Origin of the sequence: Labrys monachus (assembly GCF_030814655.1) — a bacterium.
Classification (GTDB): domain Bacteria; phylum Pseudomonadota; class Alphaproteobacteria; order Rhizobiales; family Labraceae; genus Labrys; species Labrys monacha.
The window spans coordinates 5,531,824-5,546,833 of record NZ_JAUSVK010000001.1 but is presented as its reverse complement, the minus strand read 5'-3'; the positions used below and the strand labels follow the sequence as shown (position 1 = coordinate 5,546,833).

Annotated in this window: 12 protein-coding genes; 6 read left to right on the top strand and 6 right to left on the bottom strand. The window is 64.4% G+C overall.

All coding sequences use genetic code 11. From position 1 onward, the window contains the following. Window positions 1–2 precede the first annotated feature (2 nt). The 5 genes from J3R73_RS25355 to J3R73_RS25335 form a co-directional block, all read right to left on the bottom strand. Window positions 3–773, bottom strand: coding sequence for an SDR family NAD(P)-dependent oxidoreductase (locus J3R73_RS25355; RefSeq protein ID WP_307433843.1), 771 nt, complete (start codon window positions 771–773; stop codon window positions 3–5). After that, on the bottom strand, window positions 770–1,765 hold the full coding sequence (locus J3R73_RS25350) for an ABC transporter permease (protein ID WP_307433841.1): 996 nt from the start codon (window positions 1,763–1,765) through the stop codon (window positions 770–772). Before J3R73_RS25350 ends, J3R73_RS25355 begins: the two co-directional genes overlap by 4 nt. A gap of 62 nt (window positions 1,766–1,827) precedes the next feature. Continuing rightward, a complete protein-coding gene (locus tag J3R73_RS25345; protein ID WP_307433839.1) occupies window positions 1,828–2,868 on the bottom strand; it encodes a sugar ABC transporter substrate-binding protein in 1,041 nt (346 codons plus the stop codon). A 36-nt stretch (window positions 2,869–2,904) separates the two neighbouring features. After that, the gene (locus J3R73_RS25340) at window positions 2,905–3,672 is read right to left on the bottom strand and encodes an ATP-binding cassette domain-containing protein (RefSeq protein ID WP_307433837.1); all 768 of its coding nucleotides are present in this window, start codon (window positions 3,670–3,672) and stop codon (window positions 2,905–2,907) included. Continuing rightward, on the bottom strand, window positions 3,669–4,808 hold the full coding sequence (locus J3R73_RS25335; RefSeq protein WP_307433835.1) for an ROK family transcriptional regulator: 1,140 nt from the start codon (window positions 4,806–4,808) through the stop codon (window positions 3,669–3,671). The genes J3R73_RS25340 and J3R73_RS25335 overlap by 4 nt, the downstream gene beginning before the upstream one ends. Before the next feature lie 554 nt (window positions 4,809–5,362). On the opposite strand from J3R73_RS25335, the gene J3R73_RS25330 reads away from it, so the two are divergent. From J3R73_RS25330 to J3R73_RS25315, 4 genes are all read left to right on the top strand, one after another. Continuing rightward, a complete protein-coding gene (locus J3R73_RS25330; RefSeq protein WP_307433833.1) occupies window positions 5,363–5,800 on the top strand; it encodes a CHRD domain-containing protein in 438 nt (145 codons plus the stop codon). Window positions 5,801–6,468: 668 nt separating this feature from the next. After that, window positions 6,469–7,788: a group II intron reverse transcriptase/maturase gene (gene ltrA / locus J3R73_RS25325; RefSeq protein WP_307437198.1), complete on the top strand. Its 1,320-nt coding sequence runs from the start codon at window positions 6,469–6,471 to the stop codon at window positions 7,786–7,788. Between the two features lie 610 nt (window positions 7,789–8,398). Next, window positions 8,399–9,766: a group II intron reverse transcriptase/maturase gene (ltrA, locus tag J3R73_RS25320; RefSeq protein WP_307424710.1), complete on the top strand. Its 1,368-nt coding sequence runs from the start codon at window positions 8,399–8,401 to the stop codon at window positions 9,764–9,766. A 129-nt stretch (window positions 9,767–9,895) separates the two neighbouring features. Next, the gene (locus J3R73_RS25315; protein ID WP_307433831.1) at window positions 9,896–10,933 is read left to right on the top strand and encodes a CorA family divalent cation transporter; all 1,038 of its coding nucleotides are present in this window, start codon (window positions 9,896–9,898) and stop codon (window positions 10,931–10,933) included. A 72-nt stretch (window positions 10,934–11,005) separates the two neighbouring features. Here J3R73_RS25315 and J3R73_RS25310 read toward each other — a convergent pair whose 3' ends face one another. Further along, window positions 11,006–12,040 carry an L-idonate 5-dehydrogenase gene (locus J3R73_RS25310; protein WP_307433828.1) on the bottom strand — a complete coding sequence of 345 codons (1,035 nt, stop codon included), beginning with the start codon at window positions 12,038–12,040 and terminating at the stop codon, window positions 11,006–11,008. Between the two features lie 247 nt (window positions 12,041–12,287). Between J3R73_RS25310 and J3R73_RS25305 the strand changes: the two genes are divergently transcribed. After that, complete coding sequence (locus tag J3R73_RS25305) at window positions 12,288–13,052, top strand: site-2 protease family protein (protein ID WP_307433825.1); 765 nt, start codon at window positions 12,288–12,290, stop codon at window positions 13,050–13,052. Window positions 13,053–13,224: 172 nt separating this feature from the next. Then, the gene (gene ettA, locus J3R73_RS25300; RefSeq protein WP_307433823.1) at window positions 13,225–14,880 is read left to right on the top strand and encodes an energy-dependent translational throttle protein EttA; all 1,656 of its coding nucleotides are present in this window, start codon (window positions 13,225–13,227) and stop codon (window positions 14,878–14,880) included. Window positions 14,881–15,010 lie beyond the last annotated feature (130 nt).

Below are 15,010 nucleotides of genomic sequence, written 5' to 3'. Positions count from 1 at the left end.
CCTCAGGGCGGCAGCAGCCTGAAATCCGCCCCTTCCGGCAGAAGTTGTCCGCCGTCGACGATGATGGTCGTGCCGGTCACGAAATTCGCCTCGTCCGAGGCGAGGAACAGGAAGGCGTTGGCGATGTCGCGGGGTTCGCCGAGATGGCCGAGCGGAATGGCGTCCTCCATATTCTTGATGAAGGCCTGGCTTCGATGCAGCTGCATGGCTTCCGTCAGGATGTTGCCCGGCTCGACGCCGTTGACGGTGATGCCGTAGGAGGAGAATTCGAGCGCCGCCGAGCGGATGAAGCCGTTGATGCCGGCCTTGGTCGCCGCGTAATGGCCATGGCCCGGGCTGGTGACATGCGGACCCGTGATGGAGGAGGTGAAGAGGATGCGGCCGGCGCCCTGCTTCTTCATGGGCGTGAGAGCCGCGCGGGCGGCATTGAAGCAGCCGCGCAGGTTGACGGCCATCACACGGTCCCACTCCTGCGGCGTGGTGTTCTCGATCAGCTGCCAGGGATAGATGCCGGCATTCTGCACGATGATGTCGAGCCGGCCGTGGCGCTCGACGGCCAGCGTCACGGCGGCGACGGCATCCTCCAGTTCGGCGATGTCGGTGCGGATGAAGGCGACGCCGAGTTCTTCGGCCGTTGCCCGGCCTTCTTCGTCATCGAAGTCGGCGAGCACGAGTTTGGCGCCTTCCTCCAGGAAGCGGATGGCCGTTGCCTTGCCGATGCCGCGCGATGCGCCGATGACCAGCGCGACCTTGTCTTTCAACCTGTCTGTCATGCGAGCCTCTGGCGAAGCCTCTGTTTGAACGTGTCGAGGAGGACCGCGGCGAGCACCAGGAAGCCGTGGATGACCTGCGTGAAATTCGCCGGCAGCCCCATCAGGTTGATGGCGGTGTTGATGGACGAGAGCAGCAGCACCCCGGCATAGACGCCGGGCAGGGAGCCGACGCCGCCCTTGAGGCTGATCCCGCCGATCACCACGGCCGCGAAGGCATTGAACAGCAATCCGACCCCGAGATTGGCGGTGGCGCCCGATGTGCGGACCGCAAGGAGCCAGCCGGAGAGCCCGGCAATGGCCCCGGCCATGACGAAGGCGACGAGCAGATTGCGGGTGACGCGGATGCCGGCGCGGAAGGTCGCGGTCTCGTTGCCGCCGATCATGACCAGGTGACGGCCGAAGGGCGTTTTGGCCATCATGATCGAGAAGATCAGGAAGCAGGCGATGGCGATCCAGGCCGTCAGGGGGATGCCGAGGAAGCGCTCGATGGCGAACCAGCGGATGGCGGGTGCCAGATCCTGCGCCGACCGTCCGCCGGAAACGGCGAGCACGATGCCGCGCACCCAGATGAAGGAGGCGAGCGTGATGATGAAGGCGCTCATCTTCAGCTTCACCACGAGGACACCGTTGGCGAGCCCGATCAGGGCGCCGATGGCGCAGGCCAGCAGCAGCGACACCGGTATCATCAACCATTCGGGCGAGAGCCGGATGCCCAGCCCGATGCCGGCGGAGCAGAACAGGATGCCGACCGCCATCGCCGCCAGCGCGGCGACGGATTCGACCGACAGATCCATGTGGCCGGTGATGATGACGAGGGCGAGGCCGATCGACATCACGCCCAGCACGCTCGACGCCTCGATGATGTTGGTGAAGATGCCGATCTGGAAGTAATTCGGAATCAGCATCGAGAACACGGCGAGCACGAGGATCAGCATGAACCAGACGAGATTGTCGAAGACGAATTCAAGAACTCTGCGGGTGCGAGGCGTCATGCGGCCAATCCGGAGGGAGGAGGGGAGGCTGGGGCCCTGCGGCCCCAGCCGGAACGCCGTTTTCACTCGACGGATTTGATCGCAGCCGTGGGCGGCTTCTGATTCCCCCAGAAGGCGGGATTGTCGACATTCTCCTTGGTGATGGCGGAGCCGGGAATCTTGATGTTCGGCCCCCAGGCTTCGATGGTGACGACGCTCTTGAGGCCGACCACGTCATACTCGCCGGCCTTGATCGCCTGCTTGCCGACGATCTTGTCCATGAACATCGCCACGGCCGCCGCCTGTGCGTAGAGCGGCTGCTCGACTTCGGTGTTCAGCCAGCCCTTCCGGATGAGGTCCAGGCCGACGGGCGCGCCGTTCGAACTCATCAGCATGACGTCGCCGGGCTTCTTGCCGGCGGCCTCGAGCGAGGCGACGGCGGCGACCGACAGATGGGCCGCATGCAGGAAGATCAGGTCGATGTCGGGATTGGCGAGCATCTGGTCGGAGACGATCGTGCCGGCCGCGCTGGCCTCCCACTGCAGGGCGGGCAGCGAGATGATGGTGACGCTCGGGAAGGCCTTCATCTTCTCCTCGAAGCCCTTCTGGATGTCGAGCGTATAGGGATCGCCGGGATCGCCGAGGACCTGGAGGATCTTGCCCTTGACCGTGCCGTATTTGCCCGTGAGCAGTTTCTGGGCATGCTCGGCGGCGATGTGGCCGATCTCGACCGTGCCGGCCACGGAGGTGAAGTCGGACGGCGTGGACGTGATCTGGCGGTCGAATTCGACCACCGGGATGCCGGCGGCCCGGGCCGACTCGATGGATGGCTTCAGGGCGTTGAAGTCCACCGCCGCCAGGATGATCGCCGCCGGTTTGAGGGCGATCACATCGTTCATCTGCGATTGCTGGAGTTCCGTCTTGTTGTCGGCGTTGAGCGTCTTCATGTCGTAGCCGACCTGGCCCAGGAACAGGCCGAGCGCGCTCACCGACCCGGTCTGGAACTCGTCCAGCAGGGTCGGCACAAGATAATAGACGGTTCCCTTGGATGGTGCGGCAGCGCTCGCCTGCGTGGCGAAGCTGAGCATCAGAAGGCCGAGCAAGGCTGCCAATAGTCGTTTCATGGCTTTTTCTCCATTTTACCGGACCCCTCGTGATTTTTAGATACCTGCCGGTCCGGCGCCGGCGAGGGCTTGCCCTGTGATCATCTCGATCACTGCATCCGGGCTTGTCTTGCTGCGTTCGACGTCGCCGGCCACCACGCCGTGGCGGATGACGACGATGCGGTCCGCGACCTGAAAGGCCTGCTGCATGATGTGCGTGATGATGACGACGCCGATGCCCTGGCTTGCGACATGGCGGATCATGTCCAGCCCCCGCCGCGTCTGTTCGACGCCGAGCGCGGCAAAGGGTTCGTCGAGCAGCACCAGCCTGCCGCCCCAATGGACGAAGCGGTTGAGCTCGATCGCCTGGCGCTGGCCCCCGGAAAGATGTTCGACCTTGGTGCGCAGCGAGGGAATGCGGGTGCCGGCATTGGCCAGCGCCTTGCTTGCGATGGCCTCCATCGCGCGCTCTTCGAGGAAGGGGATGCCGGCGATCCTGCGGGTGATCTCCCGGCCCATGAAGAAATTGGCGACGACGTCGACATTGGTGCAGAGGGAGAGGTCCTGATAGACGGTCTCGATGCCGACGGCCTTCGCCTCGGCGGGGGTCTTGGCCTGGTAGTCCCTGCCTTCGAAGAGCATGCGCCCGGACGTCGGCGGCAGGCCGCCCGAGATGATCTTCACCAGGGTCGATTTCCCGGCGCCGTTGTCGCCGAGAAGCGCGACGACTTCTCCCTTTCCGATCGAAAAGCTGATGCCCTTCAGGGCTTCGATGGCGCCGAAATTCTTGCGGATATCGTCCAGGACGAGCAGCTTTCCGGTCATTCGTCGGTCCCCCTCTCTGACGTTTCGAACATCTGGCCGTAGCGCGGCGACAGGACGCCGAAGACGGCGAGCGCCGCGGCGCCGCGCAGCGCCGAATGCTGGCAATCGCTGGCGACGACGAGGCGCGGGTAGGGCCGGTCGGCACGCGCGGAAATCGAGGGGTCGAGCCCCTCGGCGAGGGTGGCGAGCCGCTCGATCAGGGATTGCGGCGCGAGGCCGCCGAGCACGATGGTCTCGGGGTCGAAGAGGTTCTCGATCGTGCGGATGGCGTTGCGGAAGATCGGCGCGATGTCGCGGACCCAATCGGCTTCGGAGAGCCCGCGCCGCTTGAAGGCATCGAGCGAGACATAGCGTTCCAGGCAGCCCCGATTGCCGCAGGGGCATGGCTCGCCGTCGGGCACGGCGGGGATATGGCCGATTTCGCCGGCATTGCCCCAGCCCCCGCGCAGGACCGCCCCCTCATGCATCATGGCGCCGCCCAGGCCGACGCTGAAGAAGAGGTAGAAATAGTCCGACACTTGCTGTCCGAGGCCATACAGCTCCTCGCCGAGAGCGGCGGCGGCCATGTCGTTTTCCATGAAGGCGGGCAGGCCTGTGGCATCGGCGAGACGCTGGCGTATATCGACGTTCTTCCAGCCGATCATGGTGGTCGAGCCGACGAAGCTCATCGATTCCACGTCGAACGGGCCGGGCAGTGCCAGGCCCGCCCCGAGCATGCGGCCGGGGCGGGGGCTCGCCCTGAGGTCATTGACCATCTCGCCGATCAAGGCGAAGGCCTCGTCCGGCGTCGTATTCACGGCATGGCACTGGCGGGTCTCCACCACGTCGCCCCGCAGATTGACCAGCGCCGCCTCGATGCCGAGCGGCGTGAGGTGGATGCCGACGGCATGGCCTCCCTCGGGATTGATGGTCAGGAGCGAAGGCGGAATCCCGCGTCCCCGGGGCTTTTCCCGGACGGAGAGGATGAGGCCGTGCTCCTCGAGTTCCCGCACGATGGTGGAGACGGTCTGGACCGTCAGGCCGACGCGTTCGGCAACCGTGCCGCGGGTCGTCGGTCCGTCCAGGCGGATCGCTTCGAGCACGATCCGCCGGTTGTACGGCCGTCCCGATTCCTGGTTTGTGCCCCGCAGCGTCATGTCGGAAGTCCCTGGAATGCGGAGAGAGTGGCATTGCGCTTTTATTTGGTCAAATGGTTTTCAAAAAAGATTTGTGACCGCATCTCCCGCCCTTGCGGGCTGCGGCGCGGCCGGCCCATAAGCGCGAAGATAAGGGCAAGACCCGCCTTCTCCCGGTTCGGGACACCGCATTTCCTTTGGAAATGCTTGGGGTCCCGGCAGGGGGATGAGGGTCTAAACTTCAACGCAGATAGCTCAAGGGTCGCGCTGGAATTGCACAAGTCTAGACCCTCACCCGGCGCTTCGCGCCATCCCCAGCATTTCTGCAAGAAATGCGAAGTCCCGCATGGGAGAAGGACAATCGCGCTATTGTCGGCAAAGTTTAGCGCATATGCCCGGCCGGCCTGCACAGGAATAGCGGTGACAGTGCATTTTATTTGATGGCAGTCCGTGACCGAACGGAAAGATATGCGCAGTGTCACCGTTATTTCCGGCGTTCGTCATTCAAGCGACCATCATTAGGCCCTAGATTTATTGTCTCTGGGCGGGAGCTGGGGCGCTGAAGGAGATGTGAGATGCCATCATTGCAACGCTTTGCCGTTCTGCCCGCCCTGGGTCTTTCGCTCGGCCTCCTGAGCGGGCCGGCGTTCGCCGATGTGGTGAAATACAAGGCTGACCTGTCGGGCCCCGGCGAGCATCCCGCGACCGCTTCGAAAGGCACCGGCCGTATCGAAGCAAGCTATGACAGCACGACGAAAAAGCTGACCTGGTCAGGCAGCTATTCCGGGCTGACCGGCCCGGAAACCGCCGCGCACTTTCATGGGCCTGCGCCCGTCGGCGCCAATGCAGGCGTCATGGTGCCCGTCGATGCGAAGGCAAGCCCCTTCAAGGGCTCGGCGACGTTGAGCAACGAGCAGGCGAAGGCCTTTGCGGATGGGCTGGTCTACTTCAACATCCACACGGCGCAGAACAAGGCCGGCGAAATTCGTGGCCAGATGGCACCGGGAAAATAGCTATGTCAGCCCTCCGGCACGCCGGAGGGCTGCTACGTCGCTTTTGCTGCCGTCGCCCTCTCGGAGGACCGTTTCAATGTCGGTCTTCGTAAAATCATCGCCGACGTAAAGCAGGAATAACGATGACAGTGCATTTTATTCAAGTAGACTATTTGACATGCCATAAAATGCACTGTCACCGCGTGCGCCCTGTAGGCGTGTTTCTCTAGTGGAGGTAGGTTCCACCCGGATAATAGTCGATAGGTTCGGTAGCTGACGAGCGGCTTGGCAGGGTAATCTGCTGGGTCGGAGCCTCGTGACAAAGGCCGCCTTGGGTGGCTGAGCGATCCGACGGGCCGTAATGTGAGTGAAGCCTGAGCAGGCCTCGAAAGGTGCGATGCGGATGCCGACCCGCCACGGTGATGGGGAAGGCAGTACGGACAGGGAAGCCATCGACACGTGCACCTGTTTGATCCGCCGGGGTATTGGGCACGGCACGCCGGAAGAGAGAGACGGGTCATCAGGGGAGACCCGCTGGTCGAGGATGATACCTCGCGCCGTCGCAGGGCGGTGGACCGAGCGGGAGTCGGAGAGGGGCGTAGTACTGTCGAAACCGGGTAATTGCGGTGGAGGGAAGGCCCCTTGCTTCAGATGCGCTTGTGAAGAAGGTGAGGATAGGGTGATTGGCGATGAGCCTGGCAACACCGGATAAGATCAGGAACCTTCAGAGGAAGCTGTATTGCAAGGCGAAGGCGGAGCCTGCCTTCCGCTTCTATCTGCTCCACGACAAGATTTGTCGCGCGGACATTCTGGCTCATGCGTGGGCGTGTGCCCGTCACAATGGCGGGGCTCCGGGCGTGGATGGAGTGCACTTCGAGGACATTGAGCGGTCGGGGGTGGAGAAATGGCTGGCAGCCTTGCGGGAGGACCTTGCCTCGAAGAGGTATCGGCCCGAGCCGGTGCGGCGGGTGATGATCCCCAAGCCCGGTGGCGGGGAGAGGCCCTTGGGTATTCCCACGATCCGGGACCGGGTGGCCCAGACTGCTGCCAAGCTGGTGCTGGAACCGATCTTTGAGGCAGATCTGGAAGACAATGCCTATGGCTATAGGCCCAAACGAAGCGCGCTCGATGCCATCACGCAGACCCATCGGCTGATCCGACAGGGGTATACGGATGTCGTCGACGCCGATCTGTCGAAATACTTCGACACGATCCCGCATGCGGAGCTCCTCAAATCGGTGGCTCGCCGTATCGTTGACCGGCATGTTCTGCATCTGATCAAGATGTGGCTTCGTGCTCCGGTCGAGGAGCGGGATGGTGGTGGTATCCGGCGCATGAGTGGCGGCAAGAGCAACAAGCGAGGCACGCCGCAAGGCGGCGTTGTCAGCCCGTTGCTTGCCAACCTCTATATGAACCGGTTCCTGAAGTATTGGCGGAGGCAAGGATGCAGTCGGGCGTTCCGTGCGCATCTGGTCAACTATGCCGATGACTTCGTCATCCTCAGCCGCGGGCATGCGCCTGAGGCTCTCGCGTGGACGAGGGCAGTGATGATCAGGCTTGGGCTGAGCATCAACGAGGCGAAAACCTCGGTGAAGGATGCCGGCGCGGACAGCTTCGACTTCCTCGGCTACACGTTTGGTCCGAAGTTCCGGAAACGGGATGGCCAGAGGTATTCGGGCGCAAGTCCCTCCAGAAAGAGCGTGAAACGGATCAAGACCAAGATCGGTGACCTTCTGGTGCCAGGCAACAAGGGAGCATGGCCAGACGTGCGCGACAGGCTGAACGGTCTTCTGACTGGCTGGTCGGCGTATTTTGGCTATGGCACCCGGGCTGCGGCCTATCGGGCCATCGATCGGCACATCTGTGATCGCGTCAGACGCTTCCTCGCCAAGCGGCACAAGGAAGGTGGACGAGGAACGCGGCCCTTCCCCTGGAGAGAAATCTTCGGGACACTCGGGGTCAAGCAACTCACCACGACGCCGAAGGCAACCGCCGTGAGCCTGCAATGAAGTCTGTCGGAAAGCCGGATGCGGGAAATCCGCACGTCCGGTTTGATGAGCGGGGAAGGGAAACGGGGCGTTGCCGAACGGCACAAGCTACCGCGCCCTTCCTCGACTCTACAATTCGTGCGCCCCGACGGTGTACATCACCAGTGGAGGAAGATTCCACCCGGACAGTTGTCGATTGATCCGGTAGCAGACGAGCGGCTTGTCCGGGTAATTGGGCGGGCCGGAGCCTCGTGACAAAGGCCGCCCTGGGCGGTTGAGCGAGCCGGTGGGCCGTAATGTGAGTAAAGCCTGAGCAGGCCTCGAAAGTCGAGATGTGAGCGCCGACCCGCCGGATTACCGGGGAAGGCCGCGCGGAGGGGGAAGCAATCGACATCTGCACCCGTCCGGTTCACCGGGGTAGTGGGCACGGCACGCCGGCAAGGTGGTGGGCGTAATCGGGGGAGACCCGTTTGGTGCGGGGGTCGCGTCCTCAACGCTGTCATTCAGGACAGCGGCATCGGGCGGGAGTCGGACAGGGGCGTAGTACTGTCGAGACCGGGTAATGCCGGTGGAGGGAAGGCCCCTGACTTGTGGTGTGCTTTCGGCAAAGATGAGGTGGAGGCGATTGACGATGCGTCTAGCAACGCCCGAACGGATCCGGATTCTTCAAAGAAAGCTGTATTGCAAGGCGAAGGCGGAGCCTGCCTTCCGCTTCTATGCACTGTACGACAAGATCTACCGTGAAGACATCCTGCACCATGCCTGGTTGCGTGCCCGTGAGAATGGGGGTGCATCGGGTGTTGACGGGATGAGCTTTGCGCAGATCGAGGCGGGCGGTGTCGAGAACTGGCTGGCGGCATTGGGTAAGGACCTCGCTTCGAAGACGTATCGGCCGCAGGCTGTACGGCGGGTGATCATCCCCAAGCCGGGAGGCGGTGAACGCCCGCTCGGCATCCCGACGATACGGGACCGGGTTGTTCAGACCGCCGCCAAGCTTGTGCTCGAGCCGATCTTCGAAGCGGACCTGGAAAGGACTGCTTACGGCTATCGTCCCCAGCAGGGCGCCGCCGAGGCGATCCGGCAGGTGCACCAGCACTTGCTTGGAGGGTATACGGATGTGGTGGATGCGGATTTGTCGAAGTACTTCGATACGATCCCGCACCCTGAACTGATGAAGTCGGTATCTCGTCGTACCTGTGACCGGCATGTGCTGCATCTGATCCGGATGTGGCTCAAAGTGCCGGTCGAGGAACAAGGCGAGGATGGAACCCGGCGCAGGATGGGTGGCAAGCGCAACCGGCTCGGCACGCCGCAGGGTGGTGTCGTCAGCCCGTTGCTGGCCAACCTCTACATGAACCGGTTCCTGAAGCACTGGCGTCTTGCTGCTTGCGGCGAGGCGTTCAGGGCGCATGTCGTCAACTACGCCGACGACTTCGTCATCCTCAGCCGCGGCCACGCGGCAGAGGCGCTGGCGTGGACGAAGGCGGTGATGACAAGGCTCGGGCTGACGATCAACGAGGCGAAAACCTCGGTGAAGGAAGCTCGAACCGAGCGCTTCGACTTCCTCGGCTACACGTTCGGTCCGCATCGTCATAGCAAGGATGGCCGCCTTTATCTCGGCGCCAGTCCGTCCGCCAGGAGCCTGCAACGGTTGAAAGGCAAGGTGAGCGATCTGCTGGTGCCCGGCAACAAGGGATCATGGCCCGACGTGCGGGATCGACTGAACAGCCTTCTGGCTGGCTGGTCGGCCTACTTCGGCTATGGCTCGCTGTCGCTGACGTATCAGGCGGCCGATCATCATGTCGTTGACCGCGTGAGGCACTTCCTCGCCAAACGACACAAGGAGCAAAACAGCGGCACATCAGCGTTCTCGCGAAGCACCATCTTCGCCGAACTCGGTGTGCGCCAGCTCAGACGCGTGCATCCTGTGTCCCGTCGTGGGCCTTACAATGAAGCCACCCGGAAAGCCGGATGCGGGAAATCCGCACGTCCGGTTTGATGAGCGGGGAAGGGAAACGGGGCGTTGCCGAATGGCTCAAGCTACCGCGCCCTTCCTCGACTCTACCATCCATCTAACATAGTCGCTTGGTCGCTCGCTGCGGAAAGGACCGGCCGCATGGAGGGCGCCATGGACGATTTGACGAATGACAGGGCCCGGCTGCCGGGCAATTTTTTCGTGCCGGAGGCTGTCGCCGGCCTGATCTGGGCCTATCGCTTCCGGGAAGGCTACCCGCCCGAACCGCTGCAGCCCGGCGAGGTTACGGCGGCGCTCGCAGCCGAGGACGGCTGGCTCTGGCTGCATTTCAACCTGACCGATCGCCTGGCCCAGGAATGGATCGGCTCCTTCGAGCCGCTGCCGGAACAGGCGCGCAAGCCCTTCCTCGCTCTCGACGACACGCTGGGCCTGCATGCCGCCGATCATGTCGTCTATGGCGTCATCGCCGATTTTCACGGCGAACTCGGCGAGGAGACCAACCAGATCGGGCGCCTGCGCTTCGCCCTGACCGACAGGCTGGTGATCTCGGGCCGCCGGCGGCCGTTGCGATCGGTGGACGAAATCCGCCGGGCCCTGCAGGGCGGCCTGAACGTGCCGGTCGCGGGGGCGCTGATCGAAACCATCATCGACCGCTTCTGCGATGCCGTCGCCCGCCGCATCGCTGTCATGACCGATGAACTCGATGCCGCCGAGGACGACGTCGTCGACGACCGGGCGACGAACGAGCGCCTGCGGGTCGTCGAGGTCAGGCGGACGATGGTGCGCATCCATCGCCAGCTCTATTCGCTCGCCAATGTGATGCGCAAATGGGACGGCCGGCCGAACGAGACGGCGCCGCCGACCCTGCACATCGCGGCGGGGCGGCTGGCGGCGCGGCTGGAATCGCTCGACCACGACATCCAGACGGTCCAGGATCGGGCGCGGCTTCTGCAGGAAGAGGTCGCCGCCAGGCTGGCGGACGATACCAACCGGTCCCTCCGGGCGCTGTCGATCCTGACGGCGCTGCTGCTGCCGGGCAGCCTCGTGGCCAGCATCTTCGGCATGAACACCCACGATCTGCCGTTTCTCGATACCCCGAACGGCTTCTGGTATGCGGCGGTGGTCGGCGTGATCGCCACGGCGCTGTTCTACTGGATCCTCAAGAAGGTCGGCGCCGGCCTGCGCCTGTAGGACCGCCGGCCCCCGCTCGGCATGGCACCGGGGCCCGCTCCGACGGGACGCCGCCCCGGGTCGGCGCGCGCCTCAGCCGAAGGCGAGCTGGACCTTCATGCTGCGGCTCTTGTCCGATGCGAGGTCGAAGGCCCGCCGGGCGTCGTCGAGCGCGACGACATCCGTCAGCAGGGGGCGGACATCCACCAGCCGGTCGGCGATGAAGGACACGGCGGTGGCGAATTCCTCGTGGAAGCGGAAGGCGCCCCGCACTTCCACTTCCTTGGTGACGATCAGGGACATCGGCAGCGTCGCCTCCGCGCCCTGGCCGACCTGGACGATGAGGCCGCGCGGCCTCACGACCCGCAGGCCGGTGAGCAGGGTGGCGGCGCTGCCGGCGGCCTCGAACATCACGTCGAAGACGCCCTTGTCGCGTTCATAGGCCTCCAGGCCCTCCGGGGCCTCGGCGACGTTGACGGTACGGTCCACCCCGACCGTGCGGGCGATCGCGAGGGGCGCGTCGACGATGTCGGTGACGACGATTTCGAGCGCGCCGGCGCGCCGGGCGGCCGCGGCGATCAGCACGCCGATCGGCCCCGCGCCGGTCACCAGCACCCGTTTGCCGAGCAGCGATCCGGCCCGCGTGACGGCATGCAGGCAGACGGCCAGCGGCTCGGCGAAGGCGGCCTCGGTCAGGGAGACATGGTCCGGAACCGGCACGGCCTGGGCGGCATCGCAGGTCAGGCTTTCCCGGAAGCCGCCCTGGACATGGGGAAAGCGCATGGCGCTGCCGTAGAAGCGCATGTCGAGACAGTGGTTCTGCAGCCCCTCCCGGCAGAACCGGCACACGCCGCAGGCCCGGCTCGGATTGACGGCGACCTTCTGGCCGGGAACGAGGGAGGTCACCTGCGTGCCGACCGCCGTGACGGTGCCGGCGATCTCATGGCCGAGAATCATCGGCTCCTTCAGGCGAACGGTGCCGAAGCCGCCATGCCGATAATAATGCAGGTCCGAGCCGCAGATGCCGCCGGCACCGATCCGCACCTCGACGTCGTTCGGGCCGGGGTTGGAGGCCGCCACGTCCTCGACGCGCAGGTCGCCTGCCGCATGGATTACAACTGCCTTCATGGCCATCCGCTCCGTGTGATCGGGATTGCCCGCTGCCTCAGGCCGCTTCGGGCGATCGGCTTGGTTTGTCCGATAATGACGATCCGTGCAAGGAGGAGAGGGGGAGGCCGAGCCCCTCGTGCGGAACGGAGCGATCATTTATGAAATGGACGCAGAATTGATTTAAGCCAGGGGCCGGGCCGGCGTATGGGTCGTGCCCCAAGTTTCGCCCGCCTCATCCTCATCCCGTCAAAGCCGGATTTCGTCCTTGCCCAGAGCTGCCGTGGCCCGCTGGCGCCTCAGTGCCAATTTCATCCCGATTCTCGTGCTTTTCCTGGTCACGGGCGTCACGCTTTTCACGGGCGCGCTCTACGCGCGGGCGGGGGTGTTCACCTTCATCGCCGCCGGGTGGATCATATCGCTCTGCGTGCATGAGAGCGCCCATGCCCTCGCGGCCTATTGGGGCGGCGACAGGTCCGTCCTGGCGAAGGGCTATCTCAGCCTCGATCCGCTCGCCTATGCCGATCCGATGCTGAGCTTCGTCATGCCGATCCTGTTCCTCATCCTCGGCGGCATCGGCCTGCCCGGAGGCTCGGTCTACATCGACAGGGTGGTGCTGCGGAACCGGCATTGGGATGCGCTGGTGGCCGCGGCGGGGCCCCTCGCCAACCTGCTGGTCCTGCTGCTGCTGAGCATTCCCTTCCTGCTCGGCCTGCCCGAAACGACCGGCAATCCCACCTTCTGGTCCGCGCTCGCCTTCCTGGCGGCCCTGCAGGCCTCGGCCGCGGTGCTCAACCTGCTGCCGATCCCCGGCCTCGATGGCTTCGGCATCATCCGGCCTTATCTGCCCTATCATCTGCAGGCCCTGGCGCAGCGGGTGGCGCCGGCCCTCAACATCGTCTTCCTGCTGATGTTCCTGTCGCCCCGCTTCGGCGCCGTGATCTGGGGGGCGGTCTCCACCATCACGACGGCGCTCCACATCGATTTCGACTATGTGGCCGTCGGATACGCGCTGTTCCAGTTCTGGCGTTGACGCCGGCAAGGCTCGTTCATATCTGCCGGAAAGGGTGGAGGCCGCGCCGCGTTCGGGGGCGCATGCGCCTCGCCGCGGCGGGTCCGGGCGCCCCGCAGCGCGCCCTTGCCCGGCAGCGCAGCCTCCGCTACACCCCGCCCATCCTCGAACCTGAAAGCAGCAGCAGGCAGCAATGGCCGCTTATCAATTCATCTATCACATGCAGGGTCTGAACAAGACCTATCCGGGCGGCAAGAAGGTCCTCGACAACGTCAATCTGTCCTTCTACCCGGATGCGAAGATCGGCGTGCTCGGCGTCAACGGTTCGGGCAAGTCGACGCTGTTGCGCATCATGGCCGGTATCGACAAGGACTTCACCGGCGACGGCTGGGTGGCCGAAGGCGCGCGCGTCGGCTACCTGCCGCAGGAGCCGCGGCTCGATCCGGACAAGACGGTGCGTGAGAACGTCATGGAGGGCGTCGCCGCCAAGAAGGCGATCCTCGACCGCTACAACGAACTGGCGATGAACTATTCGGACGAGACGGCCGACGAGATGGGCCGCCTGCAGGACGAGATCGACACCAAGAATCTCTGGGATCTCGACAGCCAGGTCGACCAGGCGATGGATGCGCTGCGCTGCCCGCCCGATGACGCCGACGTCACCTCGCTCTCGGGCGGCGAGCGGCGCCGCGTGGCGCTGTGCCGCCTCCTGCTGGAGCAGCCGGAGCTGCTGCTGCTGGACGAGCCGACCAATCACCTGGACGCCGAAACGGTGGCGTGGCTCGAAGGCCATCTGCGCTCCTATCCGGGCGCGATCCTGATCGTCACCCATGACCGCTACTTCCTCGACAATGTCACCGGCTGGATCCTCGAGCTCGACCGCGGCCGGGGCATTCCCTATGAGGGCAATTATTCGAGCTGGCTGGCGCAGAAGCAGAAGCGCCTCGCCCAGGAATCGAGCGAGGAGGAAAGCCGCCAGAAGCAACTCGCCGCCGAGCAGGAATGGATCTCGGCGAGCCCCAAGGCGCGGCAGGCCAAATCGAAGGCCCGCATCAACGCCTATGAGGATCTGCTCGCCAAGGCCAATGAGAAGGGCCCCGCCACCGCGCAGATCATGATCCAGACCGGGCCGCGCCTCGGCGGCAAGGTCATAGAGGTCGAGGGCGTCTCGAAGGCCTTCGGCGACCGGCTGCTGATCGACAATCTTTCGTTCAGCCTGCCTCCTGGCGGCATCGTCGGGGTGATCGGCCCCAACGGCGCCGGCAAGACCACGCTGTTCCGCATGCTGCTCGGCCTTGAAAAGCCCGACAGCGGCGCGATCGTGTTCGGCGATACCGTGCAGCCGGGCTATGTCGACCAGTCGCGCGACGCGCTCGATCCCAACAAGACGGTGTGGCAGGAAATTTCCGGCGGCAACGACATCCTCTATCTCGGCAGGCGCGAGGTGAACTCCCGAGGCTACACCTCCGCCTTCAACTTCAAGGGCGGCGATCAGCAGAAGAAGGTGGGCGTGCTCTCGGGCGGCGAACGCAACCGCGTTCAGCTTGCCAAGATGCTGAAGGAGGGCTCCAACGTCCTCTTCCTCGACGAGCCGACCAACGACCTCGACGTGGAGACCCTGCGCGCGCTGGAGGAGGCCCTGGAAAATTATGCCGGCTGCGCCGTCATCATCTCCCATGACCGCTTCTTCCTCGACCGACTCGCCACCCACATCCTCGCCTTCGAGGGCGACAGCCACGTCGAATGGTTCGAGGGCAATTTCGAAGCCTATGAGGAGGACAAGAAGCGTCGCCTCGGCATCGATTCGACCATTCCGAAGCGGATCCAGTACAAGAAGTTCTCGCGCTGATTCCCGGGAGCGCGGACATCCGCGAGCGCTAACCTGCGTCCGCGATGGGAGGGTCGATCACCGATCGACCTCTTCCTTTCCCACAAGCTCGGTGTTTCCAGGAAGGGTGATCTGGTGATCGCCCCTGCAT